The sequence below is a fragment of the Antiquaquibacter metalliresistens genome (assembly GCF_029211225.1).
Lineage (GTDB): Bacteria > Actinomycetota > Actinomycetes > Actinomycetales > Microbacteriaceae > Rhodoglobus > Rhodoglobus metalliresistens.
In genome coordinates, this window is record NZ_JARGEM010000005.1 from 53173 (window position 1) to 70861 (window position 17689).

The following is a 17689-nucleotide window of genomic DNA, read 5'->3' on the forward strand; positions in this document are numbered from 1 at the left end:
TTGCGCAATGGCACTTTCGCGGTCGAAGAAGCTCGAACCGGCGCCGGTCGATGTCGAGCAGACGGTTCCCGTCGGGCTCAAGATCGCCGCGGCGTACTCGTGGCGAATCCTGCTCGTGCTCGGTGTGCTCGCGGTCTTCATCTACGTGTTCATCCAGTTCAGGTACATCGCGATCCCGTTCATGATCTCGGTGCTGATCGGGGCGCTCCTCGTGCCGTTCGTACAGTGGCTGCAGCGCCACCGCTGGCCGAAGTGGCTCGCGGTGACGATGGCGATGGTCGGCACCATCGCCATCGTCACCGGGCTCATCATCGTCGTCGTCGCTCAGATCCGCAGCGGGTACCCGGACCTTCAGGATCGGTCCCTGGCGGCATTCCAGGACTTCCGCGATTGGCTCGTGACCTCGCCGTTCGCCATCGACGACACCGAGTTCGACGCCTGGATCGCCTCGCTCGTCGAGGCCGTGCAGCGTGACAGCCAGGCCCTCATCAACGGTGCGTTGTCCGTGGGCTCGACCGCCGGCCACGTGCTCGCGGGCCTGCTGCTGACCCTGTTCGCGACCCTGTTCATCCTCATCGACGGCAAGGGCATCTGGGCCTGGATCGTTCGCCTGTTCCCGAAGCGCGCCCGCCCCGCGGTCGACGGCTCGGGTCGCGCGGGCTGGGTGACGCTCACGACCTTCGTGAAGGTGCAGATCTTCGTCGCCGCGGTCGACGCGATCGGCATCGGTCTCGGCGCGTGGATCCTGGGCCTGGTCTTCGGTGGCTTCCCGCTGGTGATCCCGATCGCGATCGCGGTGTTCCTCGGTTCCTTCATCCCCGTGGTCGGGGCGGTCGTGACGGGGGCCATCGCGGCCTTCGTCGCCCTCGTCTACCTGGGCCCGCTGCCGGCGCTCATCATGCTGGGCATCGTGCTGCTCGTGCAGCAGGTCGAGGGACACGTGCTGCAACCGCTCGTCATGGGCACCGCGGTCAAGGTGCACCCGCTCGCCGTGGTGTTCGCGGTGGCCGCCGGATCGTACATCGGCGGCATCGCCGGCGCGCTCTTCGCGGTGCCGGTCGTCGCCGTCGCCAACGTCATGGTGCACACCATCTCCAGTGGCAGTTGGCGCACCAACCCGAACCCCACCGCGAAGGAGATCTTCCCCAGTGCCTGAGAACCTCGTGGGGCCAAGCCTCGCCGACTTCCAGGAGGCGCGCGACCGGGTCGCCTCGGTGGTGCATGCCACCCCGATGGAGGACTCCGCCTCGATCTCCGCCGTGCTCGGCTCGCCGGTGTACCTCAAGTGCGAGAACCTGCAGCGCACCGGCTCGTACAAGATCCGTGGCGCCTACAACCGGCTCTCCCGCCTCACCGACGAGGAGAAGGCCAGGGGAGTGGTGGCGGCCTCCGCGGGCAACCACGCCCAGGGCGTCGCGTTCGCGGCGCGGGAGCTCGGCATCCGGGCCACCATCTTCATGCCCGTCGGCGTCGCGCTGCCGAAGCTGCAGGCCACCAAGCACTACGGTGCGGATGTCGTGCTCGAGGGCAATGACGTCGCCGGCTCGCTGAAGGCCGCCGCCGCCTTCGCCGAACGCACCGGCGCGGTCTTCATCCACCCCTACGACCACCTGGACATCGTCACCGGGCAGGGCACGCTCGGCCTGGACATCTACGACCAGCGGCCCGACCTCGACACCGTCGTCGTGCCGATCGGCGGCGGCGGTCTGATCTCCGGCGTCGCGAGCGCGATCAAGCAGCGGGCCGCCCTCGACGGGCGCACGGTGCGGGTCATCGGTGTGCAGGCCGCCAACGCCGCCGCCTACCCGCCCTCACTGGAGCGGGGTGAGCCGACCGAGATCGTGACGCTGCCGACGATCGCGGACGGCATCCTGGTGAACAAACCGGGTGTGCTGAACTTCGGCATCGTGCGCGAGGTCGTCGACGGGATCATCACCGTCAGCGACGACGAGACCGCGCGGGCGCTGCTCGTGCTGCTCGAACGCGCGAAACTCGTGGTGGAGCCCGCCGGGGCCGTGGGCGTGGCGGCGATCCTGTCCGGGCAGCTGCGCGACACGGGCACCACGGTCGTACTGCTCTCCGGCGGTAACATCGACCCGCTCATGATGGAGCGCGTGATCAGCCACGGGCTGGGCGCTTCGGAGCGCTACCTGAAGCTGCGCATCCCGCTGCCCGATCGCCCGGGGCAGCTCGCGAGGGTGTCCGCCCTCGTCGCCGAGGCCAACGCCAACGTCGTGGAGGTGCTGCACACCCGCCACAACGGCGGTCTGCAGATCAGTCAGGTCGAACTGGAGCTGCACATCGAGACCCGTGGCCCGGCGCACGCCGAGCACGTGCTCGAGGTGCTGCGCGCCGACGGCTTCGAACCCCGCGTCGACTTCTGATCCGAATTCGCTCGGTCACCGTGGTCGAGCGACCCGGTGCCGAGCGCGGCCGTGACCCGCTACGGAACGTAGGTCTCGACCTTGAGGATCTTCACGGGGATCGACTTGCCGTTCGGCGCCGTGTAGCTCGTCTCCTCGCCGACCTTCATGCCGATGATCGCGGTGCCGAGCGGGCTGCCCTCGCTGTAGACGTCGAGGTCGCTGTCGCCGACGATCTCGCGGCTGCCGATGAGGAACGTCGACTCGTCGCCGAGGATCGTCGCCGTGATGAGGGTGCCGGGTTCGACCACGCCGGTGGACTCCGGAGCCTCGCCCACCTTCGCGGAGCGCAGCAGCTCGGTGAGCACGCGGATGCGCGCCTCGATCTTGCCCTGCTCCTCCTTGGCGGCGTGGTAGCCGCCGTTCTCCTTGAGGTCGCCCTCTTCGCGCGCCGCCTCGATCTTCTTGGCGATCTCCGCCCGCCCCTCGCCGGTGAGGTGCTCGAGCTCGGCGGTGCGTCGGTCGAAGGCCTCCTGGGTCAGCCAGGTGACCGCGTTGTCGTTGGCCACGGGATACTCCTAACAGCAGCGAAACCGGCCGTCGTGGGCCGGTTTCTCAAGTGAATCCCCAAGCTTAGGCGAGCCAGCAGCGGTAGATCAACCCGGTTACCGCGAGTTCCGTCGTGAGCACGGTCTCGGTGATGCTGCGCGTGATGCGATCGGATGCCGGCACCTCGACGACCTTCCAGCCCACGATGCCGAACGACGAGTTGAGCGCCTGCACGGCGCATCTGGCAGGCGTGCCGGGCTGGATGGTGAAGCTCCAGTGCACCGTGACGGCGCGATCGTCGATCACCTCGTAGCCGGTGTCCTTCGCCTCGAACTGCGCCCCCGTGCCGCCGAGGCCCGCCCAGACGAGCCAGGCCGCGAACACCGCGACGAAGGCCACGGCCGCGCCGAGCGCGATCCAGCGGGTGCGGCGCGCGGCCCCGGGAGTGCGCCCGTAGCGGTCGTCGAGCCTGTTCTGCTGGTTCACTGCGTGCTCCCGTAGTCTTGACTCAAGGCTATCGACACGAACCCTGAGGACCGATGCACCAGCTCACCGCGGCCATCCTGTGGCTCGCCACGGAACCCACTCCGGCGCCGGAGATCGACGAGAACCTCGTCACCCCGGGAGCGATCGGCTTCGCGGTGACCCTGCTGATCGCCGTCGCGACCATCGCGCTCGTGATCGACATGGTGCGTCGCATCCGTCGGGTGCGTTATCGCGAGCAGGTGCGTGCCGAGATCGAGGCCGAGCGGGCTACAGCACCGGAGGATTGACCGCCACGAGGAAGATGCCGGTCCAGTGGCACAGAAACGCCAGCAGGGTGCAGGTGTGGAAGAGCTCGTGGAAGCCGAACTTGCCGGGGAACGGGTTGGGTCGCTTGAGGCCGTAGAACACCGCCCCGACGGTGTAGAGCAGGCCGCCGGCGATGATCAGGATCATCGTGACCGGCGCGTTCTGGAAGAAGTCGACGATGAACATCATCGCCGCCCATCCGAGCAGCACATAGAGCGGCACGTACAGCCAGCGCGGCGCTCCCACCCAGAACACCCGGAACCCGATGCCGAGCGCGGCACCGCTCCACACCAGCCAGAGCAGCAGCGTGGCCTTCTCGGGCGGCAGGGCGAGCACGGAGATCGGGGTGTACGAACCGGCGATCAGCAGGAAGATGTTGGCGTGGTCGATGCGCTTGAAGACCGCCTTGACCCGCGGGCTCCAGTCGATGCGGTGGTACAGCGCGCTCGTGCCGAACAGCAGCAACGAACTCGCGAAGAAGATCGCGGAGCTCACCTTGGCGGCGGTCCCGTCGGCCATGACGACCAGCACGATACCGAGCGCGATCGCGAGCGGGAAGGTCGCCGCATGGATCCAGCCGCGCCAGGAGGGCTTCTGGTCGGCGGCGTAGGTGATCTCGTCGTCGAGCAGGGGAAGATTCGGGAGGTCTGCCGCGGGCTCGGTCTCCACCGCGGCTTCCGTTTCGGGGTCGGTCGCCGGCGTCATGCCGCAAGCCTACGGCCCAGCGTCGGCCCATACCTGTACGCCCGCTTGGACTAACGTAGGCCTGTGAGCGGGCGTCGAGTGCACCTGGGGCGTGGGTTGCTCTACGACATCTACCAGCAGCGGTTGCGCCGACAGCTGGTCGGGCAGCCCAGACCCCATCACGTCGCGATGATCATCGACGGCAACCGCCGCTGGGCGAGGCTGCGCGAACTCGAGACGGCTGCACACGGTCATCGCGCCGGTGCCGCGAAGTACCGCGAGTTCCTGGAGTGGTGTGACGATCTCGGCATCGGTGTCGCCACGCTCTACCTGCTGTCGACCGACAATCTCACCGGCCGTTCCGCCGAGGAGCTCGCGCAGCTCTTCGAGATCATCGGCGACCTGGCCGAAGACCTCTCGCACTTCCGCGACTGGCGCATCCAGCACGTCGGCTCCAACGACGGGCTGCCCGCCGCGCTCGTGGACAAGCTCGATCGAGCCGAGGAACGCACCAAGCACAACACCGGTCTGCACGTGAACCTCGCCATCGGCTACGGCGGTCGTCGGGAGATCGCGGATGCCATGCGCAGCATCGTGCGCAGTCACGGCATCCAGGGCGGCACGCTCGACGACCTGGCCGACGTACTCACGCCCGAGCTCATCGCCGACCACCTGTATACCGGCGGGCAGCCGGACCCGGACCTCATCATCCGCACTTCCGGGGAGCAGCGCATCAGCGACTTCATGCTGTGGCAGAGCGCGCACAGCGAGTTCTACTTCATGGAGGCGCTCGGCCCGGACCTGCGCGAGGTGGACTTCCTGCGCGCGCTGCGGGCCTTCTCACGACGTCAACGGAGGTTCGGACAGTGACGAGCATCGACGAGTTCATCGCACGGTTCGAGGAGGAGCCGGGGTTCCTGGACTTCGCCCATCACGGTCCGGTCGGCACCACGGTGCTCGAGGAGTCCAGCGCGATGTTCGCGCTTCAGGCCCGATCCCGCTTCGGCTCGTTCGGCAACCTCGCCGATCAGGACTCGCGCGTGCGCGCGGCGGTCTCCGCGATCATCGACTTTCCGGCCGACCGCATCGTCTTCCAGCCCAACACGAGTTCGGGTCTGATGCAGGTGATCTTCGGGCTCGACGGGGAGGTCGCGCTGTCGCCCGGTGAGTTTCCGAGCAACACGGTGGCAGTGGTGCGAGCGCACGAGGCGCTGGCCGCGGTGCGTCCGAAGTGGCTCGAGACCGATCACGGTCGCGTCACTCCGGGCACGGTGCGGCGGCAGCTCACGAAGAAGACCAGCGCCGTGGTGGTGAGCCTCGTCGACTTCCGCACGGGCGCCCTGGCCGATCTGGAGGGCATCCGGCAGGTGATCGGCGACCGGTTGCTGATCGTCGATGCCACCCAGGGCTTCACCACCGTCGACGCGCCCTACGAGTTCGCGGACGTCGTCGTCTCCGGAGGTCAGAAGTGGGTGCGCGCCGGTTGGAGCACCGGGTTCCTGGCGATGAGCGATCGAGCGATCGAGCGTATCCGGCCGGTGCTCTCCGGCTTCCCCGGCACGGACGCCGAAGGCATGCCGCTCGACGAGGTGCCGCCGCCGACGCACGGCGTCGGAGCCTTCGTCGTCTCCAACCCGGATCCCATCGCGCAGGCGAGGTTCGCCGCGGCGCTCGAGGAGATCGCGGCGGTGGGGGTGCCCGTGATCGCCGAGCATCTCGCGCACCGCACGAGCCGGGTGATCGATCTCGCGGACGAGTTCGGCATCGCCGTGACATCCTCTCGGGACGAGGCGGAGCGCGCGGGGATCGTGGTCATCACGCCGGAGCCGGACCAGCTCACGGTGCTGACGGCATCGCTGCACAATCACGGCCTCACCGTCACCTCGCGTGGGGGATCGGTGCGCATCAGCCCGCACGTGACGACCGAGGAGGAGACCTTCTCGATGCTGCGGGCGGCCTTCGTGTCGTTCGCGACCGCGATCAACGTTTAACCTCCGCGACACACAACGCGGTGTGTCGGTCATAAGCTCGACTCACGAAACGCCTAGCGTCGAATCGTCGGGCATGGCGCCCGGCCGGGACGGCCACGTAAGTTCGTCCTCGCGATCACAACGCGGCCGTTTCGCAACAGGATCCGGGAACGCATGCTCCCGGGGATGGGGCACACGTGACCGAGCTCGCCAACTCCCAGCCGACCAAGCACGAGTCGAATGGAGGGCGCACGGGCCAGCTCGAACGCACCTTCGTGCTCGATACCTCGGTGCTGCTCTCCGATCCGAAGGCTGTGCTGCGATTCGCCGAGCACCACGTCGTGCTGCCGGTCGTGGTCATCACCGAGCTCGAGGCCAAGCGCAACGATCCCGAGATCGGGTACTTCGCCCGTCAGGCCCTGCGCAATCTCGACGAGCTGCGCATCAAGCACGAGCGTCTCGACTTCCCGATCGCCGTCGGCGACGGCGGTTCGCTGCGGGTCGAACTCAACCACTCGAACATGTCGGTGCTGCCCTCGGGCCTGCAGCTCGGCGACAACGACTCGCGCATCCTCGCCGTCGCGCTCAACCTCGCCAACGACGGGCTGGATGTCACGGTCGTCTCCAAAGACCTCCCGCTGCGCGTCAAGGCCGCCTCGATCGGCCTGGCCGCGGAGGAGTACCGGGCCGAGCTCGCCGTGGACTCCGGCTTCACCGGCCAGGCCGAGCTCGACCTCGGCTCGGAGCAGATGTCCAAGCTCTACGACGAGGAGGTGCTGCACACCCGCCTCGTGGAGGACCTCCCGGTCAACACGGGTCTCGTCATCCACTCCGATCGGGGCTCGGCGCTCGGCCGCGTGACCGGTCGGGGCCAGCTGCGCCTGGTGCGCGGTGACCGTGACATCTTCGGGCTGCACGGCCGCTCGGCCGAGCAGCGGCTCGCGATCGACCTGCTGCTCGATCCCGAGGTCGGCATCGTCTCGCTCGGCGGCCGTGCGGGCACCGGCAAGTCGGCGCTCGCCCTGTGTGCGGGCCTGGAGGCGGTGCTCGAGAAGCAGCAGCACCGCAAGATCATGGTGTTCCGTCCGCTGTACGCGGTCGGCGGGCAGGAGCTCGGCTTCCTGCCGGGTGACGCCGCGGAGAAGATGAACCCGTGGGCGCAGGCGGTGTTCGACACGCTCGGCTCGGTGGTCTCGCAGAACGTGCTCGACGAGGTGATCGAACGCGGCATGCTCGAGGTGCTGCCGCTGACGCACATCCGCGGGCGGTCCCTGCACGACGCCTTCGTGATCGTCGACGAGGCGCAGTCCCTGGAACGCAACGTGCTGCTGACGGTGCTGAGCCGCATCGGGCAGAACTCGCGGGTCGTGCTCACCCACGACGTGGCGCAGCGCGACAACCTGCGCGTCGGCCGGCACGACGGCGTGGCGAGCGTGATCGAGACGCTCAAGGGTCACGCGCTGTTCGGGCACATCACGCTGCAGCGGTCGGAGCGTTCCGCGATCGCCGCGCTCGTGACCGAGATGCTGGAGTCGAACGAGTTGAGTTGAGCGGTGGCATCCCCCATCTCTATATAGCTAGAGTTGGGGGATGCTCCCTCTCAGTCGCGTCACCGACGCCACCCTCGACGTGCTCGAGGCCCTGATCGACAGCGCGGACCCCGTGTGGGGCCTGCGCCTGGTCAAGGCCACCGGCCGGCCCGCGGGCAGCGTGTACCCGATCCTGGAGCGGCTCGAGCGCGCCGGGTGGGTCGAGTCCGCGTGGGACGAGGATGCCGCGCGTAGCGGCCCCCGCCGGCGCCTCTATCGGGTGACCACCGATGGCGCCGCGCAGGCGCGACAGCTCGTGGCGGCCCGCCGCCCGGCGCCGCGTGCCCACGCACGAACGGTGCAGCCGTGAGCGCCGCCGAACGGATCGTGGTCGCCGTCGCAGCGACCCTGCCGCCGCTCGTGCGGGCGCGGTACCGCGAGGAGTGGCTGGCCGACCTGGGGTATGCCGCCGAGGCCGGCGTGCGTCCGTCGCACGTCGTGCTCGGGGCGGTCGCGACGGCGACGACGATCGATCGCGACGATCCGGTTGTGACCGGGCTGAGCGTCGGCGCCCTGGCGGCGCGACGCGCCCGTTGGGGCCTCGCGGTGTTCGGGGTGGGGGCGGTGCTGCTCGCGGGACTGTGGCTCGCCGGCGTCTTCGGGGGCGCGCTGCCCTGGCTCGCCTTCGCGCCCCTCGTGCTGGGCGCGCTCATGCTGGTGCGCGCCGCCGCGGGAGCCGTGTCGTGGCCGGCACCGGTCACGGCGCTCGTGGCGCTGGTGCTCGGTCCCCTCGTCGTCGCGGCCACCGGCGTCGCGCTGCTCTCCGCCGCGGTGCTGATCGTGTTCCTGGCCGCGGGGGCCGGGGTGATCGGTGCGGCCGTCCTCGCGAACATGCGCCCGCACCCGGGGGATCGGCGCGGCATCGTGCCCGTGGCGCTCGGCTTCGCGGTCGTCCTGATCGGGATGGCGGCGGTCGGCCTGCTGCACATCTTCGTTTGGAACCCGCTCGCCAAGCTGCCGCACCTGAGCCTCGACGAGATCTATGCGGGCCTCGCCGCCGCAGGCGAGTCCGCGTCCCCGGTGATGCCCGTGATGTGGGCGATCACCGTGGTCGCCTCCGGCGTCGCGCTGCTCGTCGCGACGGTGATGCCCGGGCGACGGTTCCGCGACGCCTTCAGCACCCGGCGCGTCATCGGCATCGGTCTGGCGGCGGTGGCCGGCGCGGGGTTCTCGGTCTGGGTGGCGGGATTCTCGATGGGCATGTCGCTCGCCGACGCCTTCGCCACGAGCGGCGGGGACACCGCCGGCACCGGTCGGGCGCTCATCGTCATCGCGGTCGCGGCCGGGATTCCCGCCGTGCTCTTGGCGCTCGTTCCCGGTCCTCCCGCGAGTGCGGTCGCCGAACCTCGTGAATAGAACGTAAGGTCTACTCATGGCGTGGGTGTTCGGGACTATCGCCGCGACACTCGGGGTGCTCCTGCTCTGGGGGCTCGTGGCGCCGCGCGGGCAGTGGCGGATCCTTCGCGCGTGGAGCGTCGCGGATCCGCACCGGGACGAGCCGGGCGGCGCGGTCTTCGGCTGGTTGCGCCTGAGCGCGGGCATCGGGGTGGTCGGGCTGGCCGTCGTGGGGATCGTCGGCGCGACCTCGGTGGTCTCGAACATGCCCAAGCCGCCGCCGCCGCGCACGCCGCTGCAGCTCATGTGGGGCTCGCCCGCACCGCACCTGCTCGACCGCGTGTCCCTCAACCTGGGCGCGCCGCCCGAGGGCCTCGTCGAGATTCCGGCGCTGGGCTACCAGGACTTCGACGACGGCATCCCGAGCTACCTGCTCGAGTTGCGCGGCTACACCCTGCTCGGCGATCCGGAGCCACTCGGCCTCGAGGGCGCCGAACCGGAGGAGGGCACCTCGGCGCTCGGCGCCTCGAACCTCCTCGTGCACGTCCGCGGGCCGATCCTGTGCATCCCCCGGGAGATCGTGGTCATCGAGACCGAGACCACGGTGCAGATCGGGGTGTACTACGGTGCGCCGGACGACCCAGCGGGGGCACCGGTCGACCATGCGGCATCCTGCCGCGTCGACGATCCGCTCACGGGATCACTGCTGATTCCCGTGCAACTCACCGGGCCGGTGGGCGACCGCGAGGTGCAGAACCTCGCGGCCGAGCCCATCGACTACGTTCACGCGCCGGGTTGATCCGGCCGGACCGACTCAGCCCGGGTGCGTCATCGACATGACGTCGAGCGCCGTGTCGAGCTGCTCGAGCGTCAATTCGCCGCGCTCGACGAAGCCGAGGTCGATCGCGGCATCCCGCACGGTCATCGACTTCGCCACCGAGTGCTTGGCGATCTTGGCCGCGTTCTCGTAGCCGATGAACTTGTTCAGCGGAGTGACGATCGACGGGGACGACTCCGCGAGCGCGAGCGCGCGCACCAGGTTGGCCTGCAGCCCGTCGATGGTCTTGTCGGCGAGCGCCACCGAGGAGTTGGCGAGCAGCCGGATCGACTCCAGCAGCGCGGTGCCCATCACCGGGATCGCAACGTTCAACTCGAAGCTGCCCGAGGCGCCGGCCCAGGCGATGGTGGCGTCGTTGCCGATGACCTTGGCGCACACCATGAGCACGGCCTCGGGGATCACCGGGTTGACCTTGCCGGGCATGATCGACGACCCGGGCTGCAGGTCGGGGATGTGCAGCTCGCCGAGGCCGGCGTTCGGGCCCGAGCCCATCCAGCGCAGGTCGTTGCAGATCTTCGTGAGGCTCACGGCGATCACACGCAGTGCACCGGATGCCTCGACCAGCCCATCGCGCGCGCCCTGCGCCTCGAAGTGGTCCAACGCCTCGGTCACGGGCAGGCCGGAGTCCTTGGCGAGCTCGGCGATCACCTTCTGCGGAAAACCGAGCGGGGTGTTGATGCCGGTGCCGGTCGCGGTGCCGCCGAGCGGCACCTCCGCGACGCGGGGGATCGCGGACTGGATGCGCTCGATGCCGAGCCGCACCTGGCGGGCGTAGCCGGCGAACTCCTGGCCGAGCGTGACCGGAGTCGCATCCATCAGGTGGGTGCGACCGGCCTTCACCGCGTTCTTCCACAGCTCGGCCTTCGCCTCGAGGGCGACCGCGAGGTGCTCGAGGGCCGGGATCAGGTCGTGCAGCAGGGCCGCGGTGACCGCGACGTGCACGGAGGTGGGGAACACGTCGTTGGAGGACTGCGAGGCGTTGACGTGGTCGTTGGGGTGCACGGTCGAGCCGAGCGCACTCGTGGCGAGGGTGGCGAGCACCTCGTTCATGTTCATGTTCGAGGAGGTGCCGGAGCCGGTCTGGTAGGTGTCGACCGGGAACTGGTCGTGGTGCTCGCCGGCGATGATGCGGTCCGCCGCCCCGACGATCGCCTTGGCGATGTCCTTGTCGAGGATGCCCATCTCCGCGTTCACCTTGGCGGCCGCGCGCTTGATGCGGGCGAGGGCCACGATCTGCGCGGGCTCGAGCCCGGCGCCGGAGATCGGGAAGTTCTCCACCGCGCGCTGGGTCTGCGCGGCGTAGAGGGCGCTCGCTGGCACGCGCACCTCGCCCATGGTGTCGTGCTCGATGCGGTATTCGGTCTCGGTGCTCACTGCGTCGTGGTCCTTCTGTTCTGGCGGCCGTAAGGAGTCAGTGGTGGAGTTCAGACCGCGCCCACGATCACGTCGGGTACTGCGCGGCCCTCGAGCAGGCGATAGTTCGCGCCCACAACAGCCAGCGTACCCGCGGCGACGGCGTCGCTGATCAGCTCCGACGACTCCAGCAGCTCGGCGATCGTGTCGCGCAGATGCTCGCGGCCGACGTCCTGGGCGTCGACCTCACCATCGGCCGTCTCCACACGGCGCACGGCCGGCACGATCTTGGTGATCAGGTGGGCGATGTGCGGCGGCAGCACCGGTGCATCCGGGCCGACCGAGTCGATTGCGGCGAGCACCGCGCCGCACTCGTCGTGTCCGAGCACCACGATCAGCGGCACCTCGAGCACTCCGACGGCGTACTCGAGCGAGCCGATCACGGAATCCGAGATGATCTGACCGGCGTTGCGCACGACGAAGAGGTCGCCGAGGCCCTTGTCGAAGATGATCTCGGCGGCGAGCCGGGAGTCGCTGCAGCCGAAGAGCGCAGCACTCGGGGTCTGCCTCGGCGCGACCTCCGTGCGCCGATCAACGTCTTGGCGGGGATGCAGCGGCTCCCCGGCCACGAATCGCTCGTTGCCGCGCAGCATCTCCTGCCAGGCCTTCGCCGGGGTGCGTCTCTCGGACATCAGCCGACCTCCACTTCGGCGGCGATGGCCTCCGCGAGCAGCGCGAACTCCGCGTCGGATGCCGTGCCGTGCAGTACCACGATGCCGCGATCGGTCTGCGTCGACATCGAGAAGGCGTAGTTGCCGGGATCCTGGGCGTCGCGGTCGTCGTAGACGGTCCACTCCAGCCCGCCGAGGCGAGTCGATCCGGTCGCGGCGACGCCGTCGACGGCCTGGGCGAGCCAGGTCGGGTTCGCGTCCAGGCCCTGCTCGAGGGCGATGAACTGGCCTTCCGGCGTCAGGAAGCCGATCGACCAGGTGCGCACACCGCCGACGGTCTCGAGCTCCGCGGCGTTCGCGGTCCAGGTGTCCGGCAGTCGCGGGGCGATCGCGTCGACGCCCGCCTCGACGGCGATGCCCCGGTAGTCCACCGGTGGGCGCGGGGGAGCGGAGGGGCGCACGACGACGACGACCAGGAACAGCACGATCAGCAGCGAGGCGGCGGTCGCGACGATGAGGTTGAAGACGGTCTGGTTGGATCGGCGACGAGCCGAGGCCTCGGCCTTGCGTCGCGCCGTCTCCTCGGGGGTCTCGGGCCGGCCCAGTTCGGCGACGACCGCGGGTTCGCGCGGGGCCATCACTCGGGGTCTGCGGCGGCGCGCGCCGCCTCGAGTCGGGCGCGAGCGCCGACGAGCCATTCCTCGCAGCGCTGGGCGAGGGCTTCGCCGCGCTCCCAGAGCGCCAGTGACTGCTCCAGGCTCGATGAGCCCTGCTCCAGCTCGGCGACGACCTTGATCAATTCGTCCCTGGCCGCTTCGTAGCTCAGTTCGCTCACATCGGTGGACACGGCTCGATCCTACCTAAGCGTCGTCGACGGTCGCCGCGAGCGTCCCCACCGCGACCGTGAGCTTCAACCGAGTGCCGGCCGGAGCCTGGGCGGCGTCGCGCACCGCCGAGCCGTCGGGCAGTTGGGCGATCGCGTAGCCGCGTTCCAGGGTGCGCTGGGGTGAGAGCGCGCGCAACTGGCCGGTGAGCTCGGCGATCGACGTGTGCGCGCGTTCGAGCGTGCGATCGACGAGCTCGCGACTGCGCGCCACCCAGCGACCGAGCTCGTCGGCGCGGGTGTCGATCAGCCAGTGCGGGTTGGCGAGCACCGGGCGGGTGCGCAGCGCCTCGATGCGGTCCACCTCCACCGCGATGCGCTGCGTGACGCGCGAACGGATGCCGGCGCGCGCCTGCTGCACGCGCGCGAGCTCCTCGGCGACATCCGGCACCACGCGCTTCGCCGCGTCGGTGGGGGTGGAGGCACGCAGGTCGGCGACCTCGTCGAGCAATGGTCGGTCGGCCTCGTGGCCGATCGCCGACACGAGGGGGGTGGTGCACGCGGCGGCGGCGCGCACGAGCGCCTCGTCGCTGAAGACGAGCAGGTTCTGGAAGTCGCCGCCGCCGCGCGCGACGATGATGACGTCGACCTCCGGGTCGGCGTCGAGGATCGTGATCGCGCGAGTCACCTCGCCCGCGGCGCGGTCGCCCTGCACGGCGGTGTGCACGACCCGGAACTTCACGGCGGGCCAGCGCAGCTGCGCGTTGCGCAGCACGTCTTTCTCGGCATCCGAATCCTTGCCGGTGATGAGCCCGATGCAGCCCGGCAGGAACGGCAGGGGGCGCTTGCGGTCGAAGAGCCCCTCCGCCTTGAGCTTCTGGCGCAGCCGTTCGAGCTTCTCGAGCAGGTCGCCGAGGCCCACGTGGCGCATCTCGAACACCTGCATGGTGAGCGTGCCGCCCTTGAGCCAGTAGTTCGGCTTGACGAGCGCGATCACCCGGTCGCCCTGCTTGAGGTCGTCGGGCAGCTTGGCCTTGACCGACGACCAGATGGTGAACGAGATCGTCACGTCGTCGTCGAGGTCTTTGAGCTTGCCGTAGACGTTGCCGCCCGAGACGCCCCACTGGGTGATCTCGCCCTCGACCCAGGCGGTGCCCAGTCGTTCGATCCAACCCTTGATCTTGCCCGCGAACAGCGCGACGCCCCAGGGCGCATCGACGGTCGGCGGCGGGGTCTCGATGGTCACCCCGTCAGGGTACGGGATGCTGCGGACCCTGGCGCCGGGCCTGTCCAGACGGCCGACTATTGATCTACTCCAACTAGAACAACTAGACTTGCGCCATGCACGGACCCACGATCACGATCGAACACCTCACGAAGAGCTTCGGGGAGGTGCTCGCCGTCTCCGACCTGAGCTTCACCGTCGAACCCGGCCGCGTCACGGGCTTCCTCGGCCCGAACGGCGCCGGCAAGACCACGACACTGCGCACCCTTCTGGGGCTCGTGGCGCCGAGCGCGGGCAGCGCGCTGATCGACGGGCGGCGGTATCGCGAGCTCGAGCGTCCGCTCGCGATGGTCGGGGCATCCCTGGAACCGACCGTCTTCCACCCGGGGCGCAGCGGCCGCGACCACCTGCTCGTGCAGGCGATCGCCGGCGGCATCGCGCGCGACCGGGTCGACGCCGTGCTCGAACGCGTCGGACTCGCGGATGCCGCGCGCCGCCGTGTCGGCGGATACTCCCTCGGCATGCGCCAACGTCTCGGTCTCGCGAGCGCACTGCTCGGCGACCCGGGTGCCCTCGTGCTCGACGAACCGGTCAACGGACTGGACCCGGAGGGCATCCGCTGGATTCGCGGGCTGCTCGGTGAGCTCGCCGCCGAGGGGCGCACGGTGCTCGTCTCGTCGCACCTGCTCTCGGAGGTGCAGCAGACCGTCACCGACGTGGTGGTCATCGCGCACGGTCGTCTGGTGCACCAGGGGCCGCTCGAGTCGCTCGGCGGCGGTGCGCAGGTGCTGGTTGACTCCCCGGATCGCGAACGCCTCCGGGCGGCGCTCGACGGGCGCGCGAGCGTGCATGCCGACGCGCGGGGCTTGCTGGTGACCGGCGTCACCGCCGCCGAACTCGGCCACCTCGCGTTCTCGCAGGGCATTGAGTTGAGCCAGCTGGCGACCGTGAACGAGGGGCTCGAGACGGTCTTCCTCGGGCTGGTCGGCGACGACACCGCGGCGGTGGCCTCATGATCGCCATCGTTCGTGCGACGCGGGCGGAACTCGCCCGCACCTTCAGCGTGCGCTCGTGGTGGCTGCTCGCACTCGTGCTCTTCGGCTACGTGGCGTTCACCGCGGCCATCCTCGCCCTGTTCGTCAGCGACCTCGGCGCGCTCATGGGCGGCGGGGCCATCTCACTGGAGCCCGAGGCATCCGCCCTGCTCGTCTACACGACGGTCACCTCGATCGGGTACCTGTTCCCGGTGCTCATCGGCGCGCTCGCGGCCACGACGGAACTGCGTCACCGCACCATCACCCCGACGCTGCTCGCCGAACCCCGCCGCGGCATCGTGCTGGCGGGCAAGGCGGTCGCACTCGCGCTCGTGGGCGCGCTCTACGGGCTCGTCGGGCTCGCCGCGTCGGTCGGCACCGGCGCGGCCGTGATCGCGGCGACCGGCGGCGACCCGGCCCTCGACGACCCGAACGTGATCTCGGTGCTCGCGCGAATCGTGCTCGCGATGACGCTCTGGGCCGTGATCGGCGTCGGGCTCGGCAGCGTGGTCGGCAACCAGGTGATCGTGATCGTGATCGTGCTCGCCTTCACCCAGTTCGTGGAGCCGATCCTGCGGCTCGTCGGCGGACTGTGGGAGGGCACCGCTCAGTTCGCGCGCTTCCTGCCGGGTGCGGCGACCGACGCGCTCGTCGGCGGGGGACTCTACGCGTCCCTCGGCGCGCTCGACCCGTCGATGCCCAGCGCGACGACGCTGCTGGACTGGTGGCAGGGCGGGCTCGTGCTCGCCGGCTTCGCGGCGGTGCTGCTCGCGGTCGGCTCGTTGACGAGCTGGCGTCGCGACGTCACATGAGCTCCCAGCGGCCGACCGGTCGGGCCACGTAGAATCGCCGACGTGAGCACCATCTCGAACGGAGCCGCGACCGCACTCGAGACGCCTCGGGTTCCGGCCGCGCGCGGGCGCCTCGAGAACCGACCGGTCGCGGGAGGCAAGCGAGTGCTGCTCGCCGCGCCCCGCGGTTACTGCGCGGGCGTCGATCGCGCGGTCGTCGCCGTTGAGAAGGCGCTCGAGAACTTCGGCGCCCCGGTCTATGTGCGCAAGCAGATCGTGCACAACATCCACGTGGTCTCCACGCTCGAACGCCGAGGCGCGATCTTCGTCGACGACGTCGGCGAGGTGCCGCCCGGCTCGCACATCGTGTTCAGCGCCCACGGCGTCTCCCCGGCCGTGGTGCAGGGCGCGGCGGACCGCGACCTGCAGGCCATCGACGCCACCTGCCCGCTCGTGACCAAGGTGCACCGCGAAGCGACGCGCTTCTCGAAGGCCGGCCGTCACATCCTGCTGATCGGACATGCCGGCCACGAGGAGGTCGAGGGCACCATGGGCCATGCCCCCGAGCAGACCACGCTCGTGGGGAGTCCGGACGAGGTCGACGGGCTCGAGGTCGACGATCCCGACAACCTGGTCTGGCTCTCGCAGACCACGCTCAGCGTCGACGAGACCATGGAGACCGTGCGGCGGCTTCGCGAGCGCTTTCCGAACCTGCAGGACCCCCCGAGCGACGACATCTGCTACGCGACGCAGAACCGCCAGGTGGCGATCAAGAAGGTCGCCGAGCACGCCGACCTCGTGATCGTGGTCGGCAGCGCCAACAGCTCCAACACCGTTCGACTGGTGGATGTCGCACTCGAGTACGGCGCGAGGGCCGCGCACCGGGTGGACTACGCCAGCGAGATCCAGCAGGAGTGGCTCGACGGCGTCGCGACCGTCGGTGTGACCAGCGGCGCCTCCGTGCCGGAGGTGCTCGTGCAGGAGGTGCTCGCCGACCTCGCCGATGCCGGGTACGGCGAGGTCGAGACGGTCGTCACGGCCGAAGAGGACCTGATGTTCTCGCTGCCGAAGGAACTGCGGGTCGACGCCCAGGGCAACCCCGACGAGCGCGGACTCGGTGGCCGCACCAAGCGACTGGACTGGCAGGCATGACCGACGAACGCCCGAGGCCGCGCTACGGCGAATACGCCGACGTGCCTCCCGTTCCGACCCCATCCCTGCCGCCCGCGCCGGAGCCGGCTCCGGAACCCGCGGCGGTCCCGGTCGTGCGGCGGCGCACCTGGGACGTCGTGCTCTCCACGGTGCTGCTGCTGTGGGGCGTCTTCGACGTGGTCACGGGACTCGCCGTGTTCGGCAACCTGGGCGTGGCGCTGCGCGCGGCATCCGAGCAGCAGGGCATCGAGGGCTTCAGCTCGGTCGAGTACGCCGATCAGATCGGCGGCTGGCTCAACATCGCGCGGGTGGCGCTGCTGGTGCTCGCGATCGTCGCGACGCTGCTGCGTCTGGCCCGCAACCGCATCGCCTTCTGGGTGCCGCTCACCGCCGGCGCGGTCGCGGCGCTGCTCGTCGTGATCTGCGTCATGGTGATCTTCCTGGCCGATCCCGGATTCGCCCAGTACGTGGTGGAGCAGACCGCGCGCTAGTGCCGTGGCGGTCCGCCCCACGCGCGATC

Annotated in this window: 20 protein-coding genes and 1 pseudogene; 13 read left to right on the forward strand and 8 right to left on the reverse strand. The window is 69.9% G+C overall.

The window, feature by feature from the left end; translation table 11 throughout:
- Positions 1 to 7: 7 nt before the first annotated feature.
- Positions 8 to 1156 carry an AI-2E family transporter gene (locus PYV02_RS10235; protein ID WP_275758805.1) on the forward strand — a complete coding sequence of 383 codons (1149 nt, stop codon included), beginning with the start codon at positions 8 to 10 and terminating at the stop codon, positions 1154 to 1156.
- Positions 1149 to 2384, forward strand: coding sequence for a threonine ammonia-lyase (ilvA, locus tag PYV02_RS10240; RefSeq protein WP_275758807.1), 1236 nt, complete (start codon positions 1149 to 1151; stop codon positions 2382 to 2384). Before PYV02_RS10235 ends, ilvA begins: the two co-directional genes overlap by 8 nt.
- Positions 2385 to 2443: 59 nt before the next feature.
- Here ilvA and greA read toward each other — a convergent pair whose 3' ends face one another.
- A complete protein-coding gene (greA, locus tag PYV02_RS10245; RefSeq protein WP_275758809.1) occupies positions 2444 to 2932 on the reverse strand; it encodes a transcription elongation factor GreA in 489 nt (162 codons plus the stop codon).
- Between the two features lie 64 nt (positions 2933 to 2996).
- On the reverse strand, positions 2997 to 3398 hold the full coding sequence (locus PYV02_RS10250) for a DUF4307 domain-containing protein (RefSeq protein WP_275758811.1): 402 nt from the start codon (positions 3396 to 3398) through the stop codon (positions 2997 to 2999).
- 53 nt (positions 3399 to 3451) lie between these two features.
- Here PYV02_RS10250 and PYV02_RS10255 point away from each other — a divergent pair, with 53 nt between their 5' ends.
- Positions 3452 to 3685, forward strand: a complete 234-nt coding sequence (locus PYV02_RS10255) for a hypothetical protein (RefSeq protein WP_275758813.1) — start codon at positions 3452 to 3454, stop codon at positions 3683 to 3685.
- Here the strand turns inward: PYV02_RS10255 and trhA are convergent.
- Positions 3666 to 4409: a PAQR family membrane homeostasis protein TrhA gene (trhA, locus tag PYV02_RS10260; RefSeq protein ID WP_275758815.1), complete on the reverse strand. Its 744-nt coding sequence runs from the start codon at positions 4407 to 4409 to the stop codon at positions 3666 to 3668. The genes PYV02_RS10255 and trhA overlap by 20 nt on opposite strands.
- Positions 4410 to 4472: 63 nt before the next feature.
- Here trhA and PYV02_RS10265 point away from each other — a divergent pair, with 63 nt between their 5' ends.
- The 6 genes from PYV02_RS10265 to PYV02_RS10290 all read left to right on the forward strand — a co-directional run bounded on the left by PYV02_RS10265 (position 4473) and on the right by PYV02_RS10290 (position 10081).
- Entirely contained in the window at positions 4473 to 5258 is a 786-nt protein-coding gene (locus PYV02_RS10265) for an isoprenyl transferase (RefSeq protein WP_275758817.1), read from the forward strand.
- Complete coding sequence (locus PYV02_RS10270; protein ID WP_275758819.1) at positions 5255 to 6379, forward strand: aminotransferase class V-fold PLP-dependent enzyme; 1125 nt, start codon at positions 5255 to 5257, stop codon at positions 6377 to 6379. The genes PYV02_RS10265 and PYV02_RS10270 overlap by 4 nt, the downstream gene beginning before the upstream one ends.
- 176 nt (positions 6380 to 6555) lie before the next feature.
- The gene (locus PYV02_RS10275) at positions 6556 to 7908 is read left to right on the forward strand and encodes a PhoH family protein (protein WP_420833615.1); all 1353 of its coding nucleotides are present in this window, start codon (positions 6556 to 6558) and stop codon (positions 7906 to 7908) included.
- A 40-nt stretch (positions 7909 to 7948) separates the two neighbouring features.
- Positions 7949 to 8257 (forward strand): PadR family transcriptional regulator, encoded by a 309-nt coding sequence (locus PYV02_RS10280; RefSeq protein WP_275758821.1) that lies wholly within the window; start codon positions 7949 to 7951, stop codon positions 8255 to 8257.
- Entirely contained in the window at positions 8254 to 9303 is a 1050-nt protein-coding gene (locus PYV02_RS10285; protein ID WP_275758823.1) for a hypothetical protein, read from the forward strand. The genes PYV02_RS10280 and PYV02_RS10285 overlap by 4 nt, the downstream gene beginning before the upstream one ends.
- A gap of 16 nt (positions 9304 to 9319) precedes the next feature.
- Positions 9320 to 10081: a hypothetical protein gene (locus PYV02_RS10290; protein ID WP_275758825.1), complete on the forward strand. Its 762-nt coding sequence runs from the start codon at positions 9320 to 9322 to the stop codon at positions 10079 to 10081.
- 15 nt (positions 10082 to 10096) lie between these two features.
- On the opposite strand, the gene PYV02_RS10295 is transcribed toward PYV02_RS10290, so the two are convergent.
- The 5 genes from PYV02_RS10295 to xseA are packed head-to-tail and all read right to left on the reverse strand — an operon-like array spanning position 10097 to position 14213.
- Positions 10097 to 11494: a class II fumarate hydratase gene (locus tag PYV02_RS10295; protein ID WP_420833616.1), complete on the reverse strand. Its 1398-nt coding sequence runs from the start codon at positions 11492 to 11494 to the stop codon at positions 10097 to 10099.
- A 50-nt stretch (positions 11495 to 11544) separates the two neighbouring features.
- Positions 11545 to 12165 (reverse strand): carbonic anhydrase, encoded by a 621-nt coding sequence (locus PYV02_RS10300; protein WP_275758827.1) that lies wholly within the window; start codon positions 12163 to 12165, stop codon positions 11545 to 11547.
- Positions 12165 to 12782: a DUF4245 domain-containing protein gene (locus tag PYV02_RS10305; RefSeq protein WP_275758829.1), complete on the reverse strand. Its 618-nt coding sequence runs from the start codon at positions 12780 to 12782 to the stop codon at positions 12165 to 12167. Before PYV02_RS10305 ends, PYV02_RS10300 begins: the two co-directional genes overlap by 1 nt.
- Positions 12782 to 12991, reverse strand: a complete 210-nt coding sequence (locus PYV02_RS10310; RefSeq protein ID WP_275758831.1) for an exodeoxyribonuclease VII small subunit — start codon at positions 12989 to 12991, stop codon at positions 12782 to 12784. The genes PYV02_RS10305 and PYV02_RS10310 overlap by 1 nt, the downstream gene beginning before the upstream one ends.
- A 13-nt stretch (positions 12992 to 13004) precedes the next feature.
- Complete coding sequence (gene xseA / locus PYV02_RS10315; RefSeq protein ID WP_275758833.1) at positions 13005 to 14213, reverse strand: exodeoxyribonuclease VII large subunit; 1209 nt, start codon at positions 14211 to 14213, stop codon at positions 13005 to 13007.
- 95 nt (positions 14214 to 14308) lie between these two features.
- Here xseA and PYV02_RS10320 point away from each other — a divergent pair, with 95 nt between their 5' ends.
- From PYV02_RS10320 to PYV02_RS10335, 4 genes and pseudogenes are all read left to right on the forward strand, one after another.
- Complete coding sequence (locus PYV02_RS10320) at positions 14309 to 15208, forward strand: ATP-binding cassette domain-containing protein (protein WP_275758835.1); 900 nt, start codon at positions 14309 to 14311, stop codon at positions 15206 to 15208.
- Positions 15205 to 16038 carry an ABC transporter permease gene (locus PYV02_RS10325; protein ID WP_275758836.1) on the forward strand — a complete coding sequence of 278 codons (834 nt, stop codon included), beginning with the start codon at positions 15205 to 15207 and terminating at the stop codon, positions 16036 to 16038. The genes PYV02_RS10320 and PYV02_RS10325 overlap by 4 nt, the downstream gene beginning before the upstream one ends.
- A 42-nt stretch (positions 16039 to 16080) precedes the next feature.
- Positions 16081 to 17169, forward strand: coding sequence for a 4-hydroxy-3-methylbut-2-enyl diphosphate reductase (locus PYV02_RS10330; protein WP_420833617.1), 1089 nt, complete (start codon positions 16081 to 16083; stop codon positions 17167 to 17169).
- Positions 17139 to 17660: pseudogene (locus PYV02_RS10335) on the forward strand (DUF6264 family protein); the annotation flags it as partial. The gene PYV02_RS10330 and the pseudogene PYV02_RS10335, both read left to right, overlap by 31 nt.
- Between the last annotated feature and the right edge of the window lie 29 nt (positions 17661 to 17689).

Excerpts from the sequence above, each read along its gene's own strand:
- PYV02_RS10280 (WP_275758821.1), top strand. The coding sequence starts at position 7,949 with ATGCTCCCTCTCAGTCGCGTCACCGACGCCACCCTCGACGTGCTCGAG.
- PYV02_RS10235 (WP_275758805.1), top strand. The coding sequence starts at position 8 with ATGGCACTTTCGCGGTCGAAGAAGCTCGAACCGGCGCCGGTCGATGTC.
- PYV02_RS10300 (WP_275758827.1), bottom strand. The coding sequence starts at position 12,165 with ATGTCCGAGAGACGCACCCCGGCGAAGGCCTGGCAGGAGATGCTGCGC.
- PYV02_RS10305 (WP_275758829.1), bottom strand. The coding sequence starts at position 12,782 with ATGGCCCCGCGCGAACCCGCGGTCGTCGCCGAACTGGGCCGGCCCGAG.
- PYV02_RS10320 (WP_275758835.1), top strand. The coding sequence starts at position 14,309 with ATGCACGGACCCACGATCACGATCGAACACCTCACGAAGAGCTTCGGG.
- PYV02_RS10255 (WP_275758813.1), top strand. The coding sequence starts at position 3,452 with ATGCACCAGCTCACCGCGGCCATCCTGTGGCTCGCCACGGAACCCACT.
- PYV02_RS10290 (WP_275758825.1), top strand. The coding sequence starts at position 9,320 with ATGGCGTGGGTGTTCGGGACTATCGCCGCGACACTCGGGGTGCTCCTG.
- PYV02_RS10325 (WP_275758836.1), top strand. The coding sequence starts at position 15,205 with ATGATCGCCATCGTTCGTGCGACGCGGGCGGAACTCGCCCGCACCTTC.
- trhA (WP_275758815.1), bottom strand. The coding sequence starts at position 4,409 with ATGACGCCGGCGACCGACCCCGAAACGGAAGCCGCGGTGGAGACCGAG.